At 57.3% G+C, this 23,843-nt stretch carries 14 protein-coding genes; all 14 read left to right on the forward strand.

Annotation, left to right across the window (positions count from 1 at the left end):
• The first annotated feature begins 196 nt into the window (after positions 1 to 196).
• The 14 genes from A7P95_RS02835 to A7P95_RS02900 all read left to right on the forward strand — a co-directional run bounded on the left by A7P95_RS02835 (position 197) and on the right by A7P95_RS02900 (position 23,490).
• Positions 197 to 2,230, forward strand: a complete 2,034-nt coding sequence (locus A7P95_RS02835) for an HAF repeat-containing protein (protein WP_067590850.1) — start codon at positions 197 to 199, stop codon at positions 2,228 to 2,230.
• Between the two features lie 372 nt (positions 2,231 to 2,602).
• Entirely contained in the window at positions 2,603 to 3,847 is a 1,245-nt protein-coding gene (locus A7P95_RS02840; protein ID WP_067590853.1) for an NAD(P)/FAD-dependent oxidoreductase, read from the forward strand.
• A 268-nt stretch (positions 3,848 to 4,115) separates the two neighbouring features.
• Entirely contained in the window at positions 4,116 to 5,279 is a 1,164-nt protein-coding gene (locus A7P95_RS02845; protein WP_067590856.1) for an efflux RND transporter periplasmic adaptor subunit, read from the forward strand.
• Between the two features lie 304 nt (positions 5,280 to 5,583).
• Positions 5,584 to 7,521 (forward strand): MacB family efflux pump subunit, encoded by a 1,938-nt coding sequence (locus A7P95_RS02850; RefSeq protein ID WP_067590859.1) that lies wholly within the window; start codon positions 5,584 to 5,586, stop codon positions 7,519 to 7,521.
• Positions 7,522 to 7,921: 400 nt separating this feature from the next.
• Positions 7,922 to 9,370, forward strand: coding sequence for a TolC family protein (locus tag A7P95_RS02855; protein ID WP_067590862.1), 1,449 nt, complete (start codon positions 7,922 to 7,924; stop codon positions 9,368 to 9,370).
• A 683-nt stretch (positions 9,371 to 10,053) separates the two neighbouring features.
• A complete protein-coding gene (locus tag A7P95_RS02860) occupies positions 10,054 to 12,147 on the forward strand; it encodes a carbon starvation CstA family protein (RefSeq protein WP_067590865.1) in 2,094 nt (697 codons plus the stop codon).
• Positions 12,131 to 12,337: a YbdD/YjiX family protein gene (locus A7P95_RS02865; protein WP_067590868.1), complete on the forward strand. Its 207-nt coding sequence runs from the start codon at positions 12,131 to 12,133 to the stop codon at positions 12,335 to 12,337. Before A7P95_RS02860 ends, A7P95_RS02865 begins: the two co-directional genes overlap by 17 nt.
• A 363-nt stretch (positions 12,338 to 12,700) precedes the next feature.
• Positions 12,701 to 13,387 (forward strand): epoxyqueuosine reductase QueH, encoded by a 687-nt coding sequence (locus tag A7P95_RS02870; protein ID WP_067590871.1) that lies wholly within the window; start codon positions 12,701 to 12,703, stop codon positions 13,385 to 13,387.
• A gap of 32 nt (positions 13,388 to 13,419) precedes the next feature.
• Positions 13,420 to 13,743: a DUF2322 family protein gene (locus A7P95_RS02875; protein ID WP_067590874.1), complete on the forward strand. Its 324-nt coding sequence runs from the start codon at positions 13,420 to 13,422 to the stop codon at positions 13,741 to 13,743.
• 418 nt (positions 13,744 to 14,161) lie between these two features.
• Positions 14,162 to 15,607 carry a peptide MFS transporter gene (locus A7P95_RS02880; protein ID WP_067590877.1) on the forward strand — a complete coding sequence of 482 codons (1,446 nt, stop codon included), beginning with the start codon at positions 14,162 to 14,164 and terminating at the stop codon, positions 15,605 to 15,607.
• Positions 15,608 to 15,913: 306 nt separating this feature from the next.
• Complete coding sequence (locus tag A7P95_RS02885; protein ID WP_245636550.1) at positions 15,914 to 17,299, forward strand: peptide MFS transporter; 1,386 nt, start codon at positions 15,914 to 15,916, stop codon at positions 17,297 to 17,299.
• 201 nt (positions 17,300 to 17,500) lie between these two features.
• Entirely contained in the window at positions 17,501 to 19,294 is a 1,794-nt protein-coding gene (locus A7P95_RS02890; protein WP_067590882.1) for an aminopeptidase P family protein, read from the forward strand.
• A 506-nt stretch (positions 19,295 to 19,800) separates the two neighbouring features.
• Complete coding sequence (locus A7P95_RS02895; RefSeq protein ID WP_082890699.1) at positions 19,801 to 21,294, forward strand: peptide MFS transporter; 1,494 nt, start codon at positions 19,801 to 19,803, stop codon at positions 21,292 to 21,294.
• Positions 21,295 to 21,693: 399 nt separating this feature from the next.
• On the forward strand, positions 21,694 to 23,490 hold the full coding sequence (locus tag A7P95_RS02900) for an aminopeptidase P family protein (RefSeq protein WP_067590885.1): 1,797 nt from the start codon (positions 21,694 to 21,696) through the stop codon (positions 23,488 to 23,490).
• Positions 23,491 to 23,843: the final 353 nt, after the last annotated feature.

A 23,843-nucleotide genomic window follows, 5' to 3' on the forward strand; every position in this document is an offset into this window, starting at 1 on the left:
TGGCGAAGCGGATTCGCCCGAACCGGCAACAGCATTTTCAAACGGTTTTCCCTTATATTAGAAAAGCACGTCCGCAAATCAGGCTGGCCAGCTGTAGGCGGCGCGCCGTTTTGCTATAATCCTGCCACCTTTCCGGCACCTTATCCGATGGCGGATGCTCCGCCGCTTTTTTATAATCTACAAACAAAGGAAAACTATGCTTATACAAAAATCTCCCCCGCCCCGCCTTTTAATCCTCGCCTCCCTGCTGGCCGCGCTGCCCGCCGCCGCCGCACCGGACAACATTACCGACCTCGGCACACTGAGCGCCGGCAATTCGGGTTACTCAATGGCAACCGCCATCAGTGCCAACGGGCGCGCCGTGGTCGGCGAATCGGATAACGACAACGGCGCCCGCCGTGCCGTCGTCTGGTCGGGCAGCGGCTGGGGCAGCAAAACCGATCTCGGCACGCACCGCACCGACAATTTGGGCGCTTCTGCTGCAACCGCCGTCAGTACCGATAGCTCGGTGGTGGTTGGGGAGGCGAGCGGCGACACCTTCTCACAACACGCCACTGTCTGGTCGGGCAGCGGCTGGGGTAGCAAAACCGACCTCGGTACGCTGAGCAGCGGCAATGCGGGCAACTCGGTTGCAAGAGCCGTCAGCGGCGACGGCTCGGTAGTGGCCGGATGGGCGGAAGACGATAACGGCTACCAACGCGCCATCGTCTGGTCGGGCAGCGGCTGGCAGACCAAAACCGACCTCGGCACGTACCGCACCGACACTTTGGGCAACTCGTTTGCAAGAGCCGTCAGCCGCGACGGTTCGGTGGTGGTTGGGGAGGCGAGCGGCGACACCTTCTCACAACACGCCACTGTCTGGTCGGGCAGCGGCTGGGGTAGCAAAACCGACCTCGGTACGCTGAGAACCAATAATTCGGGTGATTCGGTTGCACAAGCCGCCAGCTCCGACGGTTCGGTGGTGGCCGGATTTGCGCAAAACGACAACCTTGAGCAACGCGCCACCGTCTGGTCGGGCAGCGGCTGGCAGACCAAAACCGACCTCGGCACGCTGAGAACCAATAATTCGGGTAATTCGGTTGCACAAGCCGCCAGCTCCGACGGTTCGGTGGTGGGCGGATTTGCGCAAAACGACAACCTTGAGCAACGCGCCACCGTCTGGTCGGGCAGCGGCTGGCAGACCAAAACCGACCTCGGCACGCTGAAAACCGACAATTCGGGATTTTCTCAGTTATACGGCTTCAGTGCCGACGGTAACATTGCGGTCGGCGGTGCGGACAACGACAACGGCGACTTCCGCGCCGTCGTCTGGAACCTGCGCGGTGGCCGCGCGGTCGATACCGCCAACACCCGAGCCGCCATGTCGCTGCTCTCCGCCGATACCGCCGCCATGCTCGCGCAGCGCGGCCGTGCGGCGGAAACCTTGCTGGAAGGCTGCCGTGCCGACGGCGGAAAATTCTGTTACAGCGCAGGCTATACCCACGATGTCGGCCACGGCGCGCGCTCACGCGGTGTGGGCTTCGCTTTCGGCTACGGCTTCTCCGACAATTTCGATGCGGGCTTCTCCTTTGCCGTGCCGCTGCCTACCGATGAAAACGGCAGTCATCGCCTGAAATCTGGCGCAGGTTTGGGCTTGTCCGCCCGCTTCCATAACGGCACAGGCTGGTATGCCGTACCCGCCGTGGCTTTCGAATCAGATAAAACCCGCATCCGCCGTCCGCATTTGAGCGGCACGGAAGCCCCCGAAAACAACGTGCGGGTAAAAAGCCGCGCATACAGCCTGACCTTGGGTCGGGACTTCGGTGTGCCTGCGGGGAAATCCTTCGGCTGGTATGCCGCACTGCGCCGCACCGAAGCCGAACGCCCCGCCTATGCGGAAAATGGCGGTCTGTCCTTTCCGTTTTCCTACGGCGAAGCGGAATTGAAGGAAACCACCTTGGCGGCAGGCGCGAAAGGCAGGCTGCCTTTGGGTGGCGGGCTGTCGTGGTACGGTAGTGCCGAAATCGCCCAACGCATGGGTGGCGGCAAAACCCGTTTCTCTGCCTCCGCCCCGTTCTTCGGCTCGTTTGAGGAAGAGCACGAAACCTCGCGTACCCGTCCGAGTGTGCAGACCGGCGTGGACTACGCCTTCAGCCCAGCTGCCGTGTTGTCTGTGGGCGGCTACGTCGGTCGCAACGCCTTCTCCGGCACCGACAAAGGAATGTTCTTGAGGCTGAACGGCAGCTTCTAATCGTTTTGACGCGATGTAAAAAGCAGAGAGCGTGATATGTTTTGCATCGCAAGGCAAGGAACGAAAAATGGCCGCAACCCTTTAAATATAGGGCTGCGGCCATTTCCTTGCCTAGAAACTGTGGCGCTTTACTTTTCCAGGAAGTGGATAAAAAGCGGGGAAAGAACGTGGGCCAAAAGCTCAGCTAACCCATGTTACCCGACTAGTGCCATGGCTGCTATTTTGCAGCAACACCGGCTTGGATAAGTTTTGGCATAACGGGCAAGAGAAAACCCGCTTAACAGGTCGTTCAACGGGGGTTAAAATCAGGGTATACAAAGTTTTCTGTCGGTTTTGTGTTTTTCTTTTCCATCATCCCTAAGGAGACCAAACATGCCCCAATCCTGCGATGTCGCCGTTATCGGCGGCGGCCCGTCCGGCGCGATTGCCGCCGCCCTGCTGCTGAAACACGGCTTTTCCGTGTGCGTGCTCGAAAAGCAGCACTTCCCCCGCTTCGTGATCGGCGAGAGCCTGCTGCCGCACTGCATGGAATTTTTGGCAGAAGCCGGTTTCCTGCCCGCCGTAGGGGCCGAGCCGAGCTTCCAGTTTAAAGACGGCGCAGCCTTCACTTGGGGCAGCCGCTACACCTATTTCGATTTCACCGACAAATTCAGCCCCGGCCCGGGCACGACCTACCAAGTGCGGCGCGGCATCTTCGATAAAATCTTAATCGACGAAGCCGCCAAGCAGGGCGCGGACGTGCGCTTCGGCCACGCCGTTACCGCCTTCGACAATAGCGGCAGTGTTGCCCGCCTGTCCGTGCAGCCCGAAGACGGCGCGGCGTATGAACTGCACGCCTGCTTCGTGCTGGATGCCAGCGGCTACGGCCGCGTGCTGCCGCGCCTGCTCGATTTGGAAACCCCGTCCGAGCTGCCCGTGCGCGAAGCCCATTTCACCCACATCAACGACAACATCGCCGACCCCGATTTCGACCGCAACAAAATCCTCATTTCCACCCACCCCGTGCACCGCGACGTGTGGCTGTGGCTCATCCCCTTCGGCGACAATCGCTGCTCCATCGGCGTGGTCGGCTTGCCCGAACGCTTCGGCGGGCTGGGAGATTCCGAAGCCATCCTGCGCTGCTACGCCGCCGAAGTGCCCATGCTCGCCCGCATTTTGGCCGACGCGCAATGGGAAAACGACTTCCCCTTCCGCCACATCAAAGGCTATTCCGCCAACGTCAAAACCCTGCACGGCCGCCACTTCTCCCTCTTGGGCAACGCCGCCGAGTTCCTCGACCCCGTGTTCTCCTCCGGCGTAACCATCGCCATGCACTCGGCCAAACTCGCCGCCGACCTGCTCGCCCGCCAGCTGAAGGGCGAAGAGGCAGACTGGCAGCGCGACTTCGCCGAACCGCTGATGGTGGGCGTGAACGCCTTCCGCACCTATGTGAACGGCTGGTACGACGGCAGCTTCCAAGACGCCATCTACGCCCCGCAGCGCACGCCCGAAATCAGCAATATGATCAGCTCCATCCTCGCCGGCTACGCCTGGGACACCGCCAACCCCTATGTGGCCAAATCCGAACGCAGGCTCAGGGCTTTGGCGGAAACCGTGGGCGTGCAGCGCTGCGAATAAAGTTTTCAGGTAGCCTCAAGATGTATAGGCTACCTGAAAATTTTTGGCCATTGGGCATTCAATGTTTTTTGGAAAGACTGGTTGCGCCGCAACCTTGCCGGCCAAGTTTTCAGGTAGCCTCTTGATCTGCCGCCATCCTTCGGTAAAGCCTTGCCAACAAAGCCGGGCGGCGGGGTAAGGAAAGGTTAATCAGATAGCGCGGGGGGCGGGGCTTTCCTAAAATAGCCGCATTTTCCAACAGCTGCCGGCAAACGGCAGGCGGAGCAAGATGAAAAAACCGTTGAAATGGGCATTGTGGGCGGCAGCCGCCCTGGCCGTGGGCGCGGCGGGCTATGCCTTTTTGAAGCCGAGTAAGCCGCAAACCACCTACCTCACCGAAGAAGTGAAACGCGCCGACGTGCGCCAAACCATATCCGCCACTGGCGAGATTTCCGCCGCGCAATTGGTGGACGTGGGCGCGCAGGCTTCCGGCCAAATCAAGCATTTGTATGTGAAGCTCGGGCAGCACGTGGAAAAGGGCGACCTCATTGCCGAAATCGATTCCACCACCCAGCTCAACGCGCTGAACACCAACAAAGCCCGCCTGGAAACCTATCAGGCGCAGCTCGTGTCTGCCCGCGTGGCGCTGCAAAACGCCGAGCGCAAATACCGCCGCGAGCAGGCCTTGTGGGCGGAAAACGCCACTTCCAAAGAAGAGCTGGAAAGCGCACAGGGCGCCTATGCCGCCGCCAAGGCGCAGGTGGGCGAGCTGCAATCTTCCATCCGCCAAACCCGCATCGCCATCAACACTTCCGAAGCCGATTTGGGCTACACCCGCATCACCGCGCCGATTAGCGGCACCATGGTGTCGGTGAAAGTGGAAGAAGGGCAAACCGTGAATGCGGCGCAGAGCACGCCCGCCATCGGCCAGGTGGCCGATTTGAGCCGCATGCTGAACAAAATGCAGATTGCCGAAGGCGACGTGACCCGCGTGAAAGCCGGGCAAACCCTGCTCTTCACCACCCTAGCCGACCCCGACAGCGAGCGTGAAGCCAAGCTCGACAGTATCGACCCCGGCCTCACCACCCTCTCACAAGGCAGCTACACCACCAGCACAGACACCACCAGCACCGCCATCTATTATTACGCCCGCGCCCTCGTGCCCAACGAAGACGGCAAGCTCGCCATCGGCATGACCACGCAAAACAACATCGTGATCGGTGAAGCGAAAAACGTGCTCACCGTGCCTTCCGCCGCCGTGAAGCAGCGCGGCCGCGAACGCTATGTGCGCGTGCTGCTGGGCGAAGGCAAAGTGGAGGAGCGCACCATCACCGTGGGCATCAGCGACGGCACGCGCACCGAAGTGAAATCGGGCGTGAAAGAGGGCGAAAAAGTGATTGTGTCGGAGAGCGACGGCACGGTGAAGGATTGGCAGGGCGGCCCGCCGATGTAAATTTAGCCGACCCACCCTCAAACCATTACCGCGTTGGCTCGCCTTGCCGTATTGCCCATACTGTCTGCGGCTCGCCGTCTTGTACTGGTTTGAGATTGGCCCGGCTAAATGATGGCAGCAAGCCGGATTGGCTGAGGCCGAGCCCGTTCCATAGCTAGGGCTACCTGAAATTTGAGGCTACCTGAAAAACGTAAGCTTCGCAGAAACCTTGCCGCGCCCGTTTTTAGCTTCGCAGAAACTCAACTTTGCTTCGCAAAACATCGTTTTCAGGTAGCCTCCCCGCCGCAACGAAAGCCGTATCTATATGAACCTAATCGAATGCCGCAACATCAACCGCTATTTCGGTGAGGGCGAAAACCGCGTCCACATCCTGAAAGACATCAGCCTGAGCATCCAAAAAGGCGACTTCATCGCCATCATCGGCCAATCCGGCTCCGGCAAATCCACGCTGATGAACATCCTCGGCTGCCTCGACAGCGCCACTTCCGGCTCCTACCGCATCGACGGCGTGGAAACCGCGCAGATGAGCGGCGACGAGCTGGCCGCGCTGCGCCGGCGCAAGTTCGGATTCATCTTTCAGCGCTACAACCTGCTCGGTGCGCTCAGCGCCCGCGACAACGTGGCCCTGCCCGCCGTGTATGCCGGCATGGATCAGAAAGACAGGCAGGAACGTGCCGATATGCTGCTGGCCGATTTAGGCCTGGCCGGCAAAGAAGCCAACCGCCCCAACGAGCTTTCCGGCGGGCAGCAGCAGCGCGTTTCCATCGCCCGCGCCCTGATGAACGGCGGCGAAATCATCCTCGCCGACGAGCCCACCGGCGCGCTCGATTCCGGCAGCGGCGAAATGGTGATGGAAATCATCCGCGGCCTGCGCGCCAAAGGCCACACCATCATCTTGGTCACGCATGACCCGAACATCGCCGCCTTCGCCAACCGCGTGATCGAAATCAAAGACGGCGAAATCATCGCCGACCGCAGCAAAAACGAAAACATCCCGCCCAGCAGCGTGGAAAGCCGCCGTGAGCAGCAGTCTTGGCTGTTTTACAAAGACCAGTTTGTGGAAGCCTTCAAAATGTCGGTGCAGGCCATTATGTCGCACAAAATGCGTTCGCTGCTCACCATGCTCGGCATCATCATCGGCATCGCCTCGGTGGTGTCCGTGGTGGCGCTGGGGCGCGGCACGCAGGAGAAAATCCTCTCCGACATCAGCGCCATCGGCACCAACACCATCGGCGTGTATCCCGGCAAAGGCTTCGGCGACCGCCGCCGCAACCGCATCCGCACGCTCACCATCGCCGACGCCCAAGCCATCGGCAAGCAAAGCTATGTGGACAGCGTTACCCCGATGACCACCTCCAGCGCCACCGTCACCTACCGCAACACCAACGTTACCGCCCAGCTCTACGGCGCGGGCGAGCAGTATTTCAGTGTGCGCGGCATCAAGCTCGATCAGGGGCGGCTGTTTGACCAAGCCGACGTGGACGCCGCCGCGCAGGTGGTGGTGATCGACCCGAACACGCGCAAGCAGCTCTTCCCCGACGGCACCAACCCCATCGGCCAAACCATTCTATTTGGCAAGCGCCCGCTGCGCGTAATCGGCATCAGCGCGGAAGACCAAAACGGCTTTGGCGGCGCCGACAACCTGCAAATGTGGGCGCCCTACACCACGGTAATGAACCGCATTTCCGGCGAGCGCTACATCAGCTCGGTAACTGTGAAAATCAAAGACGACGTGAGCACTTCGGTGGCCGAGCAGGGCATCAAAGAGCTGCTCCTGGCGCGGCACGGCACGGAAGACTTCTTCACCAGCAACAGCGACAGCATCAAGCAAACCATCGAAAAAACCACCAGCGCCATGACGCTGCTGATTTCCTGCATTGCCCTGATTTCATTGGTGGTGGGCGGCATCGGCGTGATGAACATCATGCTGGTGTCGGTAACCGAGCGCACCAAGGAGATTGGCGTGCGCATGGCCATCGGCGCGCGGCAGGGCAATATTTTGCAGCAGTTTCTGATTGAGGCCGTGCTGATCTGCCTCATTGGCGGCGCGGCGGGGATTATGCTTTCCTATTTAATCGGCACGGGCTTCAACGCATTGGCCACCGAATTTGCCATGTCGTTTTCCACCTGGTCGATTGTGAGCGCGGTGCTGTGCTCCACCTTTATTGGCGTGCTGTTCGGCTTTATGCCGGCCAAAAACGCCTCGCAGCTCAATCCGATTGCCGCCCTGTCGCGCGATTAGCCGGGCGGCGTGAGGCTACCTGAAAAATGCGCCTCACTGCAGAAAGATACCGTTTTAGCTTCGCAGAAACTCCGCTTCCTTCGGAAACATCGTTTTAACTTATCGTTGAAGTTTGCGCTTTAGCTGCACAGAAACTCAGCCTTGCTTCGCAAGACATCGTTTTAACTACGTTGAAGCTTGCGCTTTCAGGTAGCCTGCAAAGCTTCTTGTACATCATGAAGGCTACCTGAAAATTAGCAGGCTGCCTGAAACTAACTCCCCCATGGGGAGAGGGCAGGGGCGAGGGTCGGCAAACCGTAGGTTTGCATTCCGGCGCTTTCCGCAGACAGGCGGAGGCTACCTGAAAAATCCCGGCACCACCCAAACCAGACACCAACACCCAACCAAGAAACGAGGGTTTATGAAACCGACAACCCAAGCCGTCCCCGCCCGCGCCGCCGTGCTCGCCCTGCTGCTGCTCAGCGGCTGCGCCATCGATCGCACCCCCAACAGCCAAATCGGCCTGGCGCAGGCGCAAAGCGAAGGCGCGGTCAACCCGCCCGCCGCCGTGGCCGATGCCGCCGGGCAGTGTGCCCAGGCCGAAGGTTGCGCCTATCAGGCCGACAGCGACTGGTGGCAGGTGTTCGGCGACAGCCGCCTCAACGACCTGGTGCAGCAGGCGCTGGCCAACAACGTGAATTTGAAACAGGCCGCCATCAATGTGAACAAAGCCCTGTATCAGGCCAACATCCTCGGCGCCAACCTCGTGCCCGCCTACAACGCCTCGCTCGGCGCCAACGCCAGCCGCAACCTCGACACCCGCGCTAACAGCCACAGCTACAGCAGCCAGCTCGGCTTAAGCTACGAGCTCGACCTGTGGCGTCGCCTCAACGCCACCGCCTCCGCCCAAGTGTGGGAGCAGCGCGCCACCGAGCAAGATTTGGCCGCCACCCGCCTCACCGTGGTCAACAACGTAGCCGACGCCTATTTTCAGGTAGCCTATTTAAACGAAGCCATCAAGCTGGCCGAACAATCCGTCGGCCACTATCAGCAAATCCTGCAAATCGCCCACAGCAAATACCGCCACGGCCGCTCCGCCTCCATCGAAGTTACCCAGGCCGAGCAATCCCTGCTTTCCGCGCAAAACAGCCTGCTCTCGCTCCGACAAAGCCGCGAAAACGCCGAAGCCACCCTGCGCAACCTGCTCAACTTGCGCCCCGGCCAGCAAATGGCCGTGCAGCCCGCCGATTTCAGCCTGCCCGAAGGCGGAAAAGTCGATTTAAACGTGCCCGTTTCCACCATCTCCGCCCGCCCCGACCTCATCGCCGCCGACTACCGCCTGCAATCCGCCCTCAAAAGCCAGCAGGCGCAATACCGCAGCTGGTATCCCAGCATCAGCCTGAACGCCGCCCTCAGCACATCGTCCGAGCACAGCCGCAACTTCTTCAACGTGCCGATATTGGGCGGCAGCGTTAGCCTCAACCTGCCCTTTTTAAACTGGCACACCCTGCGCTGGCGCGACCGCAGCGCCGAAGCCGACTTTGAAAACGCCAAGCTCGCCTTCGAAAAAGCCCTCACCACCGCGCTCAACGAAGTGCAAACCAACTACAGCCAATACCAAAGCAGCCGCCAAAGCCAGGAAAACCTGCGCCGCCGCTACCGCCTCGACGTGGAAAACAGCCGCTACTACCGCGCACGCTACCAACACGGCCGCAACGAACTCAAAGACTGGCTTTCCGCCCTCAACACCGAATACGGCAGCGCGCAAAGCCTGCTTGACGCCCGCTACCAAACCCTCCACCACGAAGCCATGGTGTACAAATCCATGGCCGGCCGCTACCGCCGCAATGGCGGATCGGCCGCGCAATAAACCAGCAGCCGTCAGAAAAACCGGGCAGCCGATTTAAAGGCTGCCCGGTTTTTTGCGGCCGTTTCCGGTTTGAGCGGCGTTGGGGCTGGTGCTTTAATGGCGGATGATCACTCAACGATACGTCCGTGGCTGCGCCAAGGCATTGCTTTCAGGTAGCCTCAGTTTTTCAGGTAGCCTAATTGGGCGCAACAGGCTACCTGAAAATTCTAGCCTGCTTTCGGCAACGCCGGCGCGAAGCGGAGATGCGTTGGCATGCAGTTAAGATGGAAATAAACCAGAGCATTGCCGACTGGTGTTGTTTCGATTTGAACCAAGCAGGCATAAGGTACAACCGCGCGTTGGAGCGGATGGCTTGGCCGGCCTGTTGAGTCAGCTTTGCCGGTTCTGCGTGGCAAAATCGGGATTTTTGAAGGTTGACTTAAATCAAATTAACGTGCTTTCGGCAGTTTATGCCGCCGAATTTGGAGCTTTTGTCCAATTTCGGGTAAAAATACCGTGGTGCTTGTAAAAATTTTACTCATGGAAATCCACAAATATGTTAAGCTTCGACCGTTTGGCAGGAGCTATAGCCGCATCGGGTTTCCGTGCGGCGCGGCGATTGCCGGATGGGTGGCTGTCGTAATAGGCAGTGATAAGCTGAACCGCAGCCGTTTTATTTTTATTGAATCGGAGTGTTGTGTATCATGAACAAGCTCAAAAGCATCCTGATATGGGGCATTGTGGTGCTCGCCGGCCTGGCCGCGTTTACCACTTTGGCCATCCATCGAGGGGAGCAGGTAAGTGCTGTATGGATGGTGATTGCCGCCGTTTCCGTATATTGCATTGCCTACCGTTTTTATAGTCTGTATATCGCCAAAAACGTTATGCAGCTCGACCCGAACCGGCTCACGCCGGCCGAGCGCCATAACGATGGTTTGGATTATGTGCCAACCCATAAGGGTGTATTGTTCGGCCACCACTTTGCCGCCATTGCAGGCGCCGGTCCGTTGGTAGGCCCGGTGCTGGCCGCGCAGATGGGTTATCTGCCGGGCACGCTGTGGATTATCTTCGGCGTGGTGTTTGCCGGTGCGGTGCAGGACGCGATGGTGTTGTTCGTGTCTATGCGTCGTGATGGTAAATCCTTGGGCGACATTGTGAAGCAAGAGCTGGGTACTGTGCCCGGCGTGATTGCCTCTATCGGTATCCTGATGATCATGGTGATCATTATGGCCGTGCTGGCGCTGATCGTGGTGAAAGCCTTGATCCACAGCCCGTGGGGTACCTTCACCATCGCCACCACTATCCCGATCGCCCTCTTCATGGGCGTGTACACCCGCTATATCCGCCCGGGCAAAATCGGTGAGATTTCCGTGGTCGGCTTTATCCTGCTGGTGTTGGCGATTGTGTATGGTAAAAACGTGGCCGAAAGCTCTTTCGGGCACTACTTCGACTTGGAAGGCCTGTCTATCGCTTGGGCAGTGATGATCTACGGTTTTATCGCTTCCGTGCTGCCGGTATGGTTGCTGCTGACCCCGCGCGATTACCTCTCCACCTTCCTGAAAATCGGTACCATCATCGCATTGGCTTTGGGCATCATCATCGTTAGCCCGCCGCTGCAGATGCACGCCGTTACCCGCTTTATCGACGGTACCGGCCCGGTATTCTCAGGCCATCTCTTCCCCTTCCTGTTCATCACCATCGCTTGCGGTGCGGTATCCGGCTTCCACGCTTTGATTTCTTCTGGTACCACCCCGAAAATGGTTGAGAACGAAGAACACGTACGCATGATCGGCTACGGCGGCATGATTATGGAAAGCTTTGTGGCCATTATGGCTCTGGCTGCCGCTGCCTCTCTGGACCCAGGTGTGTACTTCGCCATGAACAGCCCGGCTGCCCTGATCGGCACCGACGCTGCCAATGCCGCACAAGTGATCACTACCCAGCTGGGATTCCCCGTAACCGAAGCCACCCTGCTGCACGTGGCCAAAGAAGTGGGCGAACACACCATTCTGTCCCGTGCCGGCGGTGCGCCGACTCTGGCGGTGGGTATGGCTCACATTATGAGCCAGCTGATCCCCGGCGAAAGCATGATGGCGTTCTGGTATCACTTCGCGCTGCTGTTTGAAGCCCTGTTCATCCTGACTGCCGTGGACGCCGGTACCCGTGTGGCCCGCTTCATGATCCAGGACTTGGGTAGTATCTTCTACAAACCGTTCGGCAACACCGACAGCCTGCCGGCCAACCTGATTGCTACCTTTATGGCCGTGGCTCTGTGGGGCTATTTCCTCTACACCGGTGTAACCGACCCGCTGGGTGGTATTAATTCCCTGTGGCCGCTGTTCGGTATCGCCAACCAGATGTTGGCTGGCGTGGCTCTGATCCTGTGTACCGTGGTTCTGATCAAGATGAAACGCGACCGCTACATTTGGGTTACCTTGGCGCCCGCCCTCGGCGTATTGCTGGTAACCTGCTATGCCGGTTGGCAGAAAGTGTTCGACTCCAACCCGCGCGTTAGCTTCATGGCCCATGCTGCTAAATACAAAGATGCTCTGGCTAGAGGCGAAATCTTGGCTCCGGCCAAAACCGCTGAAGAGATGGGCCGCATCGCGTTTAACGATACGGTGAACTCCGGTCTGACCATCCTGTTCTTGGCTGTGGTTGTGGTAGTGGCCATCTACGGCTTCCGCGTAGCCATGAAAGCCCGCAAAGTGGCGTGGCCGACTGCTCAGGAAATTCCGCCGGTATACCGCAATGAAGCGGCTGCCGCTGAGGCTGGAAACAATGAAGCACAAGCTTAAGCTGCACTTGCAGAACGCCTGGAAAACGGCGAAGCTGACCGCCAACCTGATGGTGGGCGTGCCAGACTACGCCAACTATGTGGCGCGCCAAAGGCGTTACAACCCGAAAGCGCCCGTGATGACCGAGCAACAGTTTGCGGATTATTGCCGTAAGCGCCGCTGCGGTGCCAACGGCGGCCGCTGCTGCTGATTCCGGTTTCTGCCAGATTGCCTGGAAGGGTTTTGCCCTTTCAGGCAATTTTGATTGTGAGGCTACCTGAAAACGTAGTACCGGTTTTCAGGTAGCCCTTTTATATTCATTAAAGAGCAGGCCACCTAAATATACAGTACAAGCAGTACGGCAATGAGAGTCAACGCCGTAGCGGTTTAAATGTAATCCACTATAGTTGCCCCAAATTTTCAGGTAGCCTTTGTGTTTGGCAAGAGGCTACCTGAAAAATACCGCTCCCCCATCATCCGCCCAACCAGGTTTTCAGGTAGCCCGTCAGCCCGCCGCGTTTAGTGCTAAAATCCCTACCCAAATCAAACAAGCCCCCCCAGGGCAGGACAAAACATGACTCGCACCACCGCCGAAGTTACCCCCATCAGCCGCCCCGTGCTCATTCCGCCAGGCGGGCATAACAAAGTTTTATTGCACTCCTGCTGCGCTCCGTGCAGCGGCGAAGTGATGGAAGCCATGCTCGCCTCCGGCATCGACTACACCATCTACTTCTACAACCCCAACATCCACCCGCTCAAAGAATACCTGCTGCGCAAAGAAGAAAACATGCGCTTCGCCGAAAAATTCGGCATCCCCTTCATCGACAAAGACGACGACTACGAAAACGACCGCAAAGAATGGTTTGCCAAAGCCGAAGGCATGGAATTCGAGCCCGAACGCGGCATCCGTTGCACCATGTGCTTCGACATGCGCTTCGAAAAAGCCGCCCAATACGCCCACGAACACGGCTTTCACGTCTTCACCAGCAGCCTCGGCATCTCCCGCTGGAAAAACATGAACCAAATCAACGATTGCGGCCGCCGTGCAGCCGAAAAATACCCCGATTTGGTGTATTGGGACTACAACTGGCGCAAAGGTGGCGGCAGCGCCCGCATGATCGAAATCAGCAAGCGCGAACACTTCTACCAGCAAGAATATTGCGGTTGCGTCTACTCCCTGCGCGATTCCAACCACCATCGCAAATCGCAAGGTCGCCCGCCCATCAAAATCGGCGTCAAATACTACGGCGACGAAGAATAATCCGCCAATTCAACCCAACACAGGAGCACATCATGACCACCTTTGCCGAAAACCTCGCCACCTTCCCCAGTATCGACCATCTCAGCGGCATCGATATTCAAGACGCAGCCGGGCAAACCGTCCACCATATCCCCGCCGCGCCCGGCAAACTCGGCTCCCTGCGGCTGTATTACGCCCTGGCCGAGAAGTTTGCCAACCGCCTAGATGGCAAAGCCGCCACACAGGGCTTGGAGTGGTTTGCCGAGCATACCGCCGATGCCGAGGCTCACCCGGGCAAACACCCGAACATTGATTTGCTGAAACAGATTATTGATAACAAGCAGACTTTACATATTGCTCCGTTAAAAAAGCAATGAAATGACCAATTGGCTACCTGAAAAGGCAGATAATAACTTTGACTCGCCTCAAACGAGGGTTCTTAATATTTCTTGACAAAAAAACATGAAAAGATTAATGTTACGCCGACAGTCTTTTCTTTAGGGTCGGAAACGATTGTTAATAGAACAGACAATTGCGTATGCTTCTAATGCCAAGCAAAGCTTGCTTGGAATGTAAAGAAAAGATGTTTTGCCGCAGTGTAGTAATTTGCCGGAAATGGCAGTGTCTCATGTTGGCAGAGCTGGGAAAGCAGCAAATCTCAGACGTTTCAGTATCAATCGGCTGATGTGGTCAGTGCCAAGCGGTATGCTTGTTCCGTATGGCGTAATAGTTTGTGCGGGATAAGTTCCGGCAGGGTAACTGCGTTTTTTAAATCTTGATTTAAAGGATGCTGAAATGACAACATCAACCGAAAAAAGGTTCTTCGGCCACCCACGGCAGTTGGGTACGCTGTTTTTCATCGAAATGTGGGAGCGCTTCGTTTACTACGGTGTGCAATCCATCTTGATGATTTATATGTATAAGCAGGCCACGGAAGGCGGCGGTTTAGGCATGGAAAAATCGCTCGCCGCCGGTATCGTGGGCGCATACGCTGGCAGTATTTATCTCACCACCATCGTTGGTGGTTGGTTGGCCGACCGTGTGCTCGGTACGAAAAATACTCTGCTTTTGTCTACAGTAGTGATGTTAGCCGGTAATATCCTGCTTGTGATGTTGCCCGGCTATTCTAGTCTGTTGGGCCTGCCCCTTATCTCTTTGGGTAGCGGTAGCTTCAAAGCCACGGCCAGTGCCATGGTGGGTTCGCTCTATGAAGCCGAATCCGAGCAGAAGCTGCGCGATGCGGGTTTCTCCATCTTCTACACTTCAATCAACACCGGTGTTTTCCTTGGTACGCTGCTGGCCGGCTATCTGCAGCCGAAATACGGTTTCCGTATGGTGTTTGCCTCAGCCGTGGTTGGCATGGTGCTCTGCTTGCTGACCTTCCTGCAAGGGCAACGCAAACTGCCGGAAACGCCTGTTCCTAACCCTCTGCCGAAAGAGGAGCGCGGTAAAGCCATCGGTATCGTGGTGGCCATCTGCGCCGTTCTCGGCGGTTTGGTTGGCACCGGCTTGGTGAATCTCGAAAACTTCTCCAGCGTGCTGCTGGGTGTGGTGGGTGTGATCAGTATCGGTTATTTCTTTTTGATGTTTAACGACAAAAAATCTACCGAGGCCGATAAACGCCACCTGATTGCCTATATTCCGCTGTTTGTGGGCATGTGCCTGTTCTGGGCGGCCTATTTGCAGATGTACACCATTGTGGCTGCGTACTTTGAAGAAACCGTGCCGCGTCAGGTTGGCAGCTTCGAAGTGCCGGTGGCTTGGTTGCTCACCTTCCAAAGTTTGGCTGTGATCGTGTTGGCCAGTTCTATGGCTATCTTGTGGACCAAAATGGGTGACCGCCAGCCGAGCTCCCAAATGAAATTTGCCTTGGCTACTTTGGTGGTAGGTATCGCTTATGCAATCTTCGTGCCCTTCCTTTCCACCAATACGCCGATGCCGCTCGTTATCCTGATGGTGGTACTGGTGCTGATTACGGTAGCCGAGCTCTTGCTCTCCCCGATCTCCCTCTCTTTTGCCACCAAAGTTGCGCCGCAGGCGTTTAAAACCCAGATGGTATCGTTTAACTTCCTCTCCCTCTCTTTGGGCTTTACGCTCGGTGGTGTGTTGGGCGACAGGCTGTATACCCCGGAATCAGCCACTCAGTTCTATATTATTCTGGCTGCTCTCGGTCTCGGTTCTGCCGTGGCACTGTTTGTGCTGATGCCCTTCCTCAACCGCATGCTGCACGATGTGGATTGATATACAAAAGCCTAGCCTTGAGCTGACGAGCGACCTTTAGTTTCTATGCCTTGGCTAGGCATATTTTCCCAAACCAAATACAGTAACAGCAACCGCTTGAATGGTCGCTGAGTGAGACATAGGGCTGATTCCAAAAGGTAATCAGGCCAAACCGGCAGAATGCCGCAGATGGTAGTCAGCCCTGTGCAACACGGATGATGTAGAGGGATGTTGCTGGACTTTATGGCGTATAAACAATGTAAAGGACGCTGAAATGACTACGTCGACCGAAAAAAATTCTTCGGCCATCCGCATCAGCTGGGAACATTGTTCCAAGTTGAGCTGTGGGAACGGTTTTCGTTCTACAGCATGCAGGCCATTCTGGTAATTTATCTTTATTACCAAGCCGAAAAGGGCGGCTTGGCAATGCCGGAGGCGCTGGCCGTCGGTATTGTGGGCGCCTATAACGGCAGTATCTATCTTTCCACCATCATCGGCGGTTGGTTTGCCGACCGCGTGATCGGGCCAAAAAATACCTTGTTCTTAGCCGTGTCCACCATGTTGGTGGGGCACATCCTATTGGTGATGATTCCCGGCGTGGGCAGTTTGGCCGGCCTGCCCTTTATCGCATTAGGCAGCGGCGGCGTGAAATCTGCCTGTAGCACCTTGGTTGGTTCGTTGTATGAAGACGAATCCACCCGCAACCTGCGCGACGCCGGTTTCTCCATCTTCTATACCGGCATCAATATCGGCAGCTTCTGCGGCTCGCTGGTGGCAGGCTACCTGCAAACCCATATGGGCTTCCGCATGGCCTTTGCCGGCGCAGTGGTTGGTATTGCCATCGGCCTGACGCTGTTTGTTAAAGGTAAAAGTAAACTGCCGGATTTGCCGCTGCCCAATCCGCTGCCCAAAGAGCAGCGCGGCAAAGCCATCGGTATGGCCGTGGGCATTTTGGTCGTTATCGGCGGCCTGATTGCCACCAAAATCCTGCGTTTGGACAACTTCTCCAGTATCCTGCTGGGCGTGGTAACCTGCATCAGTATCGGCTATTTCTTCCTGATGTTCCACGACAAAGAAGCCACCGAGGCCGACAGACGCCACATCATTGCCTATGTGCCGCTGTTTATCGTGATGTGCTTGTTCTGGGCCATCTGTTCCCAAGTGTATAGCTCCGTTACCCTGTATTTCGACAAAACGGTAAACCGTACCTTCGGCGGCTTCACCGTGCCGGTGGCTTGGTTGGTTACTTACCAGAGCTTGATTGTGATCAGCTTGGCCGGCGTAATGGCTGCCGTGTGGACCAAAATGGGCACCCGCCAGCCGAAATCCCAAATGAAATTCACCTTGGCTATGCTGTTCTTGGGCTTGGCCTACTTGGGTTTCGTACCTTTCCTCTCTTCCGGCACGCCGATGCCGATTATCGTGCTGATGCTGCTGCTGGTGATCACCATCGCCGAGCTGCTGCTCTCGCCGATTTCCCTGTCGTTTGCCACCAAAGTTGCGCCCAAAGCGTTTAAAACCCAGATGGTTGCGTTCAACTTCCTCACCCTTTCCCTCGGCTTCACGCTGGGCGGGGTGCTGGGCGACAAGCTCTATTCAGAAGAGGCCGCCACGCAGTATTTCATGATTTTGGCCGGCTTGAGCATCGGCTCCTTCGTAGCATTGCTGCTGCTGATGCCCAAACTCAACAAACTGCTGCACGACGTGGATTGATGCACAATATTTTTCAGGTAGCCTCCCGCCGTATTGAGGCTACCTGAAAACGGGATTCCCCAGATTCAAAATCAAATCTTCGCAGATTCCCTCTCCGTTTCATGTTTTCCGCCGCCCGCAAATTCGGGCCGGCTAGGGCAGCTGCGCCCTTATCCTGCGGCTGTCGTTTGAAAAATATCAACTTAGTCAAGGAGTAAACAAATGAGTAACCAATATGCCCAACGCCTCGCCGCCCTGCGGCAAGCCATGAAGAAACACCAGATCGACGGCTGGATCATTCCCACCGGCGACCCGCACCTCTCCGAATACCTCCCCGCCCGCTGGGAAGGCCGCAACTGGCTCACCGGCTTCAGCGGCACCGCCGGCACCATCATCGTTACCGCCAACTCTTCCGAATTGTGGGTAGACGGCCGCTACTGGGAAGAAGCCGAACACCAATTGCAAGGCACCGGCACCGTGCTGAAAAAACTCGTTACCACGCCCACCCATGTGGATTCGCTGGTAGAGCAGCTGCCGGAAAACGCCGTGGTGGGCATTGCCGCCGACGTATTGTCGCTGGCCGAAAAACGCCATCTGGAACAAGCCTTCGGCAAGAAACACATTAAATTGCGCCACGATGTCGATCTGCTCGACGAAGTGTGGGAAGGCCGCCCCGGCGCTTCCGACAAACCCGTGTTTGCACAAAAAGCCGAATTCGTGCCCGAAAGCGCCGCCCAAAAATTAAGCCGCATCCGCGCCGCCATGAAAGAGCAGGGCGCCGACTACCACTTAGTTTCCGGCCTCGACGACATCGCCTGGATCACCAACCTGCGCGGCAGCGACGTGCCCTTCGACCCAATTTTCCTCTCCTTCCTGCTCATCGGCCAAGACAGCGCCACCCTGTTTGTGGACGAAGCCAAGCTCACCGCCGACAGCAAACAAGTGCTCTCCGAAGCCAAAATCGGCATCGCCCCCTATGCCGCCATCGGCGAAGCCGTGGCCAAACTCAGCGGCAGCCTGCTCATCACCCCCGACCGCACCGCCGTGTACACCCTCAGCAGGCTACCTGAAAACGTGAAGCTGATTGAAAACATCAGCCCCAGCACCCTGTTTAAAGCCTGCAAAACCGAAGCCGAAATCCAGCACAACAAAGAAGCCATGGTGCAAGACGGCGTGGCCTTGTGCGGCTTCTTTGCCGAGCTCGAGCAGAAACTGGCCAAAGGCGAACGCCTCAGCGAGCTTGACATCGACACCATGCTCTACGAACACCGCAGCAAACAGCCCCACTTCGTCGGCCTCTGCTTCGGCACCCACGCCGGCTTCAAAGCCAACGGCTCCCTGCCGCACTACCTGGCCAAGCCCGAAAAATTCAGCTACCTCGACGGCGAAGGCATGCTGCTGATCGACTCCGGCGCCCACTACCACAACGGCACCACCGACATCACCCGCATGGTGTATATCGGCACCCCCAGCGCCGAAGAAAAACGCGACTACACCCTGGTATTGAAAGCCCACATCGCCCTCGACCAAGCCGTGTTCCCCGAAAACCTCAGCGGCGTGATTCTCGACGCCGTTTGCCGCGCCCAACTGTGGCGCGCCCAGCGCGACTACAGCCACGGCACCGGTCACGGCATCGGCTATTTCCTCAACGTGCACCAAGGCCCGCAGGTGATTTCCATCCTCAAGCCGCTCACCCAGCACAACGCCATGAAGCCCGGCATGGTCACCTCCAACGAGCCCGGCCTCTACCGGCCCGGCAAATGGGGTATCCGCATCGAAAACCTGCTGGTGGCCCGCCGCGTGGAAAACCCCGAGGAAACCGTATTCGGCAACTACCTCTGCTTCGAAGCCATCACCCTGTGCCCGATTAACACCCAGTTAATCGACCGTGATTTGCTTACCGCCGAAGAAATCCAATGGGTAAACAACTACCACGCCAAAGTGCGCGCCGCCCTCGCCCCGCGCACCGAAGGTGCCGCCAAAGCCTGGCTGGAGAAAAACACCCAGCCGATTTAACCCTGTCGGCCGCATAGGCTTTCCGGTCAAATGTCGGCCATAAGAAAGGCTACCTGAAAACTTTCAGGGCAGATTTCCTGCCAAACGGTTTTCAGGTAGCCTTTAATCTATTGAAAGTAATTTAAAAAACGCCGTGGGAAGGCATTCCTCCGGCCTCCCGATTTGCCTTGGCTATCGCCGCGATTGTCGGCTAAGTGTAACAAACAGTAAAAAAATTGGAATCATTGTGCGCCTGCTTGACAAGTTGCGCTTGCCAAGCAGGCGTATTGCGTGTAAAAGTACGCCCCAATCCTCCTTCAAACAGGAAAGGGTGGCTGCGGAGTGGAAATGCTGCTCGGCATGTTCCGCTTCCGATGCCAAACTTTCTTGGGGTAAGGGAGGAATTTATTTTTTGCCGCGCCGATGCCGTATGGGCCGGAAGCAGACTTGCCAGGGTTGGACGGAGGCGGGGTGCGGCGGTTTTTAATTAGCCTCTGATAGGCATAAAAAACATTGAGGGAATATCCATGACCACTCCAACCAATGAGCAAGTTGCGGCGGCTCCCGCCGTGGGCGCTGGCGCCAGAGCCGGTTTCTTCGGCCACCCCCGCCAGCTGGGCACGCTGTTCCACATCGAATTGTGGGAGCGTTTTTCGTTTTACGGTATGCAGGCCATCCTGCTGATTTATCTTTATTATGAAGTAACCAAGGGCGGCTTGGGCATGAATGAGACCAAGGCCGCCGCCATTGTGGGCGCCTACAACGGCAGCATTTATCTGGCCACGATTTTGAGCGGCTGGCTGTCCGACCGCCTGCTGGGTGCGGAGAAGACGCTGTTTTGGTCGGGCGTGGTAGTGATGCTGGGGCACGTTGCGTTGGCGGTGCTGCCGGGCTTGAGTGGCTTGGTGGTGGGCCTCTTGCTGATTGCTTTGGGCAGCGGCGGGGTGAAATCTTCCGCCGGAGCGATGGTGGGTTCGCTGTATGAAGAGGAATCCACCCGTGCGCTGCGCGATGCCGGTTTCTCCATTTTCTACACCGCCATCAATATTGGCGGCTTTGTGGGCCCGCTGATTGTGGGCGTGTTGCAGGTGAAATTCGGTTTCCACTACGGCTTCGGTGCCGCTGCGGTGGGCATGGCTTTCGGCCTGTGGCAATACTGGCGCGGCCGCGCTTCGCTGCCGGATACGCCGCCGGCCAATCCTCTGCCGAAACAGAAATACGGCGCTGCGCTGGGCGTGGTAGCGGCCGGCCTGGCCGTGATCGGCGGCTGTATTGCTGCCGGCCTGCTCACTTTGGATAATTTCTCGCAGGTGCTGTTGGGCACGGTGATCGTCACCAGCCTGCTGTATTTCATCCGACTGTTCCGCGATCCGCAGGTTTCCAGCGACGAGCGTCGCCATATGGTGGCTTATGTGCCGTTGTTCATCGTGATGTGCTTGTTCTGGGCGGTGTGGTCGCAGGTGTTTACCGTGGTGACCGTGTATTTCGACCAAGATCAGGCTGCGCTGCGCATGATTAATGGCTTTGAAATTCCGGTGGCTTGGCTGAGCGCCTTGCAGAGCCTGTGGGTGATTGTGTTTGCCGGCGTGATGGCGGCTTTGTGGACCAAAATGGGCTACCGCCAGCCGAGAACGCCGATGAAATTCACCATGGCGATGGTGATTTTGGGTGTGTCTTACCTGTGCTTCATCCCCTTCCTCACTTCCGGCACGGTGATGCCGCTGGTGATCATGGCGCTGCTGCTGCTCACCATCACCATTTCCGAGCTGCTGCTTTCGCCGATTTCGCTATCGCTGGCCACCAAAATCGCGCCGAAATCGTTTAAAACGCAGATGGTGTCGTTCAACTTCCTCACGCTCTCGTTGGGCTTTACCCTAGGCGGCGTGTTGGTGGACGAATGCTATGTGGCGGAAAAAGCCATTGAGTTTTACGGCCTGCTCGGCGCGCTGGGCATCGGCGGCGGCGTGGTGCTGATGCTGATGATGCGCAAGCTGAACAATATGCTGGTGGATGTGGATTAATCCCGTCGTTTCCATCTTTATAATCAGACAAACCCGTATCCGTTTGAATGCGGGTTTTGCTTTTTCAGGTAGCCTTTATTGATATGGGGCAGGCGATTTGAAGTTTTTGCTTGAAATTTTATGCCACGGCTTGCGGCTGCGGGCGGGCTATACTATAGTTGGAGCTGGCCGGCAGCGGATTTTGTGCAGAAGCTTTCCCATCTGTATGAAATAAACGAACCGGCCATAGGCAGCTTCCGGGCAAAGCGGTTGTTTCCCGCCGCCGGTTGGCTTGCACAAGCCGCAGAGCAGTTTGCATGCTGCGGCTTCCGGCAAAGCCCGCGATGGATTGCCCTCTGTTTTCAGGTAGCCAGTTCTCCGGCTGCCGCTATTTCTCATCAAACCGTCAAGGAGCAAGCAATGACTACTAGTCCCGCGCAACGCCTCGCCGCCCTGCGGCAAGCCATGAAAGCACAGCAGATTGACGCCTGGATCGTTCCTTCCGCCGACCCGCATATGTCCGAATACCTCCCCGAACACTGGCGCGGCCGCACCTGGCTGTCCGGTTTCGACGGCTCGGTCGGCACCCTGGCCGTTACCGCCGATTTTGCCGAGCTGTGGGTAGACAGCCGTTATTGGGAACAAGCCAAACGCCAGCTGGAAGGCAGCGGCTTCGTATTGCAAAAACTCGGCCAAGGCCGCCCCAGCATGCTGGAATCGCTGGTGCAAAGGCTACCTGAAAAAGCCGTAGTCGGCATTCCCGCCGACGGTCTCTCATTGGCCGGAAAACGCGAAATGCAGGCAGAATTTGCCAAGAAGAACATACAACTGCGCCACGACATTGATTTGCTCAACAGCTTCTGGAGCGACCGCCCCGGCCTGCCCGCCAGCCCCTTGTTTGTGCACAAGCCCGAATTTTCACCGGAAAGCGCCGTACAGAAACTGAGCCGCGTGCGCGCTGCCATGAAAGAGCATGGCGCCGACCACCATCTGATTTCCTCGCTCGACGACCTCGCCTGGATCACCAACCTGCGCGGCAGCGACGTGCCGTTCAACCCTGTGTTCCTCGGCTATTTGCTGATCGGCCCCGAACGCTCCACCCTATTTATCGACCCCGCCAAGCTCAACGACGAAACCCGCAAAGCCTTGGCAGAAGCCAAAATTGACGTGGCCGACTACGGCAGCATCGTGGATGCCATGAGCAAACTGAGCGGCACATTGCTGGTCGATCCCGACCGCACTGCCGTTTACACCCTCAACAGGCTACCTGAAAACGTGCGCGTGGTGGAAGACATCAACCCCAGCACCCTCTATAAAGCCCGCAAGCCCGAAGCTGAAATCGAGCACACCAAAGAAGCCATGATCCGCGACGGCGCGGCCTTGTGCGGCTTCTTCGCCGAGCTGGAGCAGAAACTGGCCGCCGGCGAAACCGTAACTGAGCTCGATATCGACACCATGCTGCATGAACACCGCAGCAAACAGGCGCACTTCATATCGGCCAGCTTTGACACCATTGCCGGCTTCAACGAAAACGGCGCCCTGCCGCACTACGCCGCCACCCCCGAATACTACAGCACCATCAAAGGCCCAGGCCTGCTGCTGATCGACTCCGGCGCGCACTATCTCGACGGCACCACTGACATCACCCGTGTGATCCCCATCGGCGAGCCCACCGCACAGCAGAAACGCGACTACACACTCGTGCTCAAGGCTCACATCGCCTTGGCCGAAGCCGTGTTCCCCGAAGGCCTCTCCGGCCAGATTCTCGACACCATCTGCCGCGCCCCGCTGTGGAAAGAGCAGTGCGACTACGGCCACGGCACCGGCCACGGCGTCGGCTACTTCCTCAACGTGCACCAAGGCCCGCAGCGCATCGCCTACAACGTGGCCGGCATCAAGCACAACATGATGGAAGAAAACATGATTACCTCCAACGAACCCGGCCTCTACCGCCCGGGCAAATGGGGTATCCGTATCGAAAACCTGGTGGTGCACCGCCGCGTGAAACAGCCGGCCGAAACCGAATTCGGCAGCTATCTCTGCTTCGAGCAGCTCACCCTGTGCCCAATCGACACCCAGCTCATCGAGCGCAGCATGCTGACCGATGAAGAAGCCGCCTGGCTGAACGACTACCACGCCCTCGTGCGCGAAAAACTCGGCCCGCGCACCGAAGGCGCCGCCAAAGAGTGGCTGGAAAGAAATACCCGCCCGATCTAAACTCGGCCTAGCCGCTTGAACAAAAGGCTACCTGAAAAATACCGCTTCCGATGGAGCGGAGGATTTTCAGGTAGCCTTTTTACGTATGTTACCGTCCTGCGGAAGGAGTAGGGGCGGTTATGGTGTAACATGCTAATAAATCAAGCATTGTTAAGCTTTCTTTACTTTTACTTTTGTTTACATTACTGCGAATTTCTTTGCGCTAGCGCAAATCCGCAACGGGGATTCAGTCAAAAAGAATTGTCTTTCAAAAAATACTTATGCTAATATCCGCCCAACAAATGAGCTAAAAAGTAGTAATAATTGCACTAAGTTAGCATTCTTTAATATCCAAGTGCGACTGGGTCGCAATT

It is taken from the genome of Eikenella longinqua, from assembly GCF_001648355.1.
Lineage (GTDB): Bacteria > Pseudomonadota > Gammaproteobacteria > Burkholderiales > Neisseriaceae > Eikenella > Eikenella longinqua.

What these genes read in the sequence shown, in the direction of transcription:
- A7P95_RS02895 (WP_082890699.1), top strand. Translation starts at nt 19,801, where the DNA reads ATGACCACTCCAACCAATGAGCAAGTTGCGGCGGCTCCCGCCGTGGGC.
- A7P95_RS02880 (WP_067590877.1), top strand. Translation starts at nt 14,162, where the DNA reads ATGACAACATCAACCGAAAAAAGGTTCTTCGGCCACCCACGGCAGTTG.
- A7P95_RS02860 (WP_067590865.1), top strand. Translation starts at nt 10,054, where the DNA reads ATGAACAAGCTCAAAAGCATCCTGATATGGGGCATTGTGGTGCTCGCC.
- A7P95_RS02870 (WP_067590871.1), top strand. Translation starts at nt 12,701, where the DNA reads ATGACTCGCACCACCGCCGAAGTTACCCCCATCAGCCGCCCCGTGCTC.
- A7P95_RS02865 (WP_067590868.1), top strand. Translation starts at nt 12,131, where the DNA reads ATGAAGCACAAGCTTAAGCTGCACTTGCAGAACGCCTGGAAAACGGCG.
- A7P95_RS02835 (WP_067590850.1), top strand. Translation starts at nt 197, where the DNA reads ATGCTTATACAAAAATCTCCCCCGCCCCGCCTTTTAATCCTCGCCTCC.
- A7P95_RS02875 (WP_067590874.1), top strand. Translation starts at nt 13,420, where the DNA reads ATGACCACCTTTGCCGAAAACCTCGCCACCTTCCCCAGTATCGACCAT.
- A7P95_RS02840 (WP_067590853.1), top strand. Translation starts at nt 2,603, where the DNA reads ATGCCCCAATCCTGCGATGTCGCCGTTATCGGCGGCGGCCCGTCCGGC.
- A7P95_RS02850 (WP_067590859.1), top strand. Translation starts at nt 5,584, where the DNA reads ATGAACCTAATCGAATGCCGCAACATCAACCGCTATTTCGGTGAGGGC.
- A7P95_RS02900 (WP_067590885.1), top strand. Translation starts at nt 21,694, where the DNA reads ATGACTACTAGTCCCGCGCAACGCCTCGCCGCCCTGCGGCAAGCCATG.
- A7P95_RS02845 (WP_067590856.1), top strand. Translation starts at nt 4,116, where the DNA reads ATGAAAAAACCGTTGAAATGGGCATTGTGGGCGGCAGCCGCCCTGGCC.
- A7P95_RS02855 (WP_067590862.1), top strand. Translation starts at nt 7,922, where the DNA reads ATGAAACCGACAACCCAAGCCGTCCCCGCCCGCGCCGCCGTGCTCGCC.
- A7P95_RS02890 (WP_067590882.1), top strand. Translation starts at nt 17,501, where the DNA reads ATGAGTAACCAATATGCCCAACGCCTCGCCGCCCTGCGGCAAGCCATG.